The organism is Burkholderia sp. LMG 13014 (assembly GCF_905232215.1).
Lineage (GTDB): Bacteria > Pseudomonadota > Gammaproteobacteria > Burkholderiales > Burkholderiaceae > Burkholderia.
Genome location: NZ_CAJNKE010000659.1, coordinates 1 through 3089 on the forward strand (window position 1 = coordinate 1; position 3089 = coordinate 3089).

The following is a 3089-nucleotide window of genomic DNA, read 5'->3' on the forward strand; positions in this document are numbered from 1 at the left end:
GGCGCCCCCCCCCGCGCCCGCGGCCCGGCCGCACGCCCGGGCGCCCTACGGTGGTAGTCAGCCGGCAGCCGCTGCGAGGCTCAGGCGGTCCGCTCCGCTGCGTCGTGACGCGCATAGTCGACGTACCCCGATCGGTCGCCGCCATACCAGCCGACCGACTTCGGCGCGGCGAGCGGCGCATTCGCCGCGATGCGCTCGACCAGATCGGGGTTCGCGATGTATGCGCGCGCAAACGCGACGAGATCGGCGTCGCCCGCATCGATCAGCGTATTCGCGGCCTCCGGCGCAATGCCGCCGTTGACGATCAGTGTGCCGCGGTAAGCCTTGCGCGTGTTCTCGACGATACGCGGCAGGTCCGGCTCGCCGCTCCAGCCGTTGGTGTCCGCCGCGTGCACGTAGGCGACGCCGGCTTCGTCGAGCATGCGGCCGACATACGCGTACGTCGCATCCGGATTCGCGTCGCGCACGTTGTTGTATTTTGCGTACGGCGAAATGCGCACGCCCACGCGGCTCAGCGGCATCTCGCCGCTGACCGCGTCGATGATTTCCTCGAGGAAGCGCGCGCGGCCCGCAACCGAGCCGCCGTAACGATCGTCGCGGCGGTTCAGCGTCGACGACAGGAACTGGTGCGGCAGGTAGCCGTTGGCCGCGTGGATCTCGACGCCGTCGAAGCCGGCCGCCATCGCGCGGGTGGCGGCGCGGCGGAATTCCTCGACCGTCCCGGCGACTTCGTCCGTCGTCATCGCGCGCGACGGCGTCGCGTGAATCTTCGTGTAATAGCCGTTCTGCAACTGCGCCCACACCTGCAACTGCTCGAGATCGTCGTTGACGCCGGACGGCGACAGCGGCGCGTCGCCGCCGAGCAGCGTCAGCGAACTGACCCGGCCACCGTGCCACAGCTGCGCAAAGATGCGGCCGCTGTTCGCATGGACCGCGTCAGTGATCCGCTTCCAGCCGGCCGCCTGTTCGTCGGTGACGAGCCCCGGCGTCAGTTCGAACGACGCGGAGGCCGGGCTGACGTTGGTCGCCTCGGTGACGATCAGCCCGGCGGACGCGCGCTGCGCGTAGTACTCGGCCATGAGGTCGGTCGGCTGGCCGCGCGACGGAGCGCGCGAACGCGTCATTGGCCCCATCACGACACGGTTGGGAAGCGGGAGGCCGCGCAGATCGTAGTTGCTGAGCAGGGATGACATGATGGTTTCCTTTTGCGTGGAGCAGGGCGGCGCCGCGTATCGTCCGGTTGCGACCGGCGCAACGGCGGGCCCTGCGGAAAGTCGGGATGACATGGGTGACGTGCCGGCAGCGTTCTGGCGCGCGATGCGCCCGGGCGGGGTTCGCGCGTGAACCGGTGCCGGCGCCGGTTCAGGTCCGTGCGTGCCTTTCGGCGTGCGGACGGCCGATTGCAAGGTAGTGGACGAGCGCGACGATCGGGAATGCACCGGCGACGGCGGCGACGAGCGGCCAGCCGCCATGCTCGTACAGCGGGCTGGCGAGCGCGGAGCCGATGGCGCCGCCGACGAAGATGCTCGTCATGTACAGCGCGTTCAGACGGTTGCGGCTCGCCGCATGCAGCGCGTAGATCTCGCGTTGACCGAGCACCATGTTCATCTGCACCGCGAAATCGAGCACGATGCCCGTGACGACGAGGCCGTACAGGCCGGCGCCGTGGATCAGCGCGACCGCATACGACAGCGTGCCGGCGACCAGCGCGATCAGCGTGGCCCGCACGGTATGGCCGGCATCCGCGAGGCGGCCGGCGACCGGCGCGGAGGTTGCGCCGATCGCACCGACGAGCGCGAACAGGCCGATGGCGGATTGCGACAGGCCGTAGTGACGCGTCAGCTCGACCGGCACGGCGGTCCAGAACAGGCTGAAGGACGCGAACATCAGGCCCTGGTAGAACGCGCGATGGCGCAGCACCGGCATCGTGCGGACCAGATGCAGGAGCGAGCCGATCAGTTCGAAATAAGTCGCGCGATGATCGGGCTGGCGCGACGGAATCGTCAGCGCCAGCACGGCCGTCACGAGCGTCATCAGCACGGCGGCGGCCGCGAACACGAAGCGCCAGCCGAATGCGTCGGCCACCACGCTCGACAGCGGGCGGGCGAGCAGGATGCCGAGCAGAAGACCACTCATGATCGTGCCGACCACACGGCCGCGCGAATGATCCGGCGCGAGGTGCGCGGCGAGCGGCACCAGGATCTGGACGGCGACCGAGCTGAAGCCGACCAGCAGCGAAATCGCGAGAAACAGCCCGGGCGTCTGGACGACCGCGGCGGCCGCAAGGCTCGCGATCGACACGATGGCCGTGACGATCATCAGCTTGCGGTTCTCGAGCAGGTCGCCGAGCGGCACGATGAAGAACAGGCCGAGCGCGTAACCGATCTGCGTCAGCGACACGATGAGGCTCGCGGTTTCGCCGGACATGTGCAGGCTCGGCGCGATGAGTTCGGTGATCGGTTGCGCGTAGTACAGGTTCGCGACGATCGCGCCGCAACTGAACGCGAATAGCAGGATGAGGCCCTGCGTGAGCTTGGTCGCGTGCCCGCGGGCCGCGACCGGGGGGGATTCTGCTGACATGGTCGACTCCTTGAAAAGTGATGTCGGGTGCCCGTTCATCGGGCTGGCGTTGCGATTGCCGTCGCGGCGAAACGGAAGCTGCCGCATTGCCGTCAAGATTATTGATCGATCGATAACAAGGGAATACGTCCGGGACGCAATCGAGCATTGCGCACCACGCAAAGGGGTCGGACCGTGGGCGAGTTCATGCGCACGCGCCGAGGCCGAGATCGGTCGCGAACCGAACGCCGGCGTCGGCAAGGCTGGCCGACGCGACCCGGCGCGCGGCAGCCCAGGACGCGGTGCGTCTCGTGACGTCGTACGCGCTCGACGGCAGCGCCTGCGCGAGGGTGACGGCATCGGCGAGGGCCTTCGACATGCCGGATGCCGTATGGGGCCGCAGCGTGCAGGCCGCGTCGCCGACGAGCGCGACGCGGCCGTTGGCGAAGGCGGGGCTGAAGACATCGAAGACGGCCTGAACGGATGGCGCGGCGGTCGCGTCGACCAGTTGTGACAGCACCGGCGGCAGA

The 3089-nt window shown here is 68.9% G+C and carries 3 protein-coding genes; all 3 read right to left on the reverse strand.

Translation table 11 applies throughout. The annotated features are described in order from the left end of the window. Positions 1–80 precede the first annotated feature (80 nt). The gene (locus JYJ84_RS32640) at positions 81–1193 is read right to left on the reverse strand and encodes an alkene reductase (protein ID WP_175221454.1); all 1113 of its coding nucleotides are present in this window, start codon (positions 1191–1193) and stop codon (positions 81–83) included. A 169-nt stretch (positions 1194–1362) separates the two neighbouring features. Further along, on the reverse strand, positions 1363–2580 hold the full coding sequence (locus tag JYJ84_RS32645) for an MFS transporter (RefSeq protein WP_175221455.1): 1218 nt from the start codon (positions 2578–2580) through the stop codon (positions 1363–1365). 184 nt (positions 2581–2764) lie between these two features. Beyond that, positions 2765–3089: FAD-dependent monooxygenase (locus tag JYJ84_RS38315; RefSeq protein WP_205189987.1), on the reverse strand; the 325-nt coding region annotated here is incomplete at its 5' end.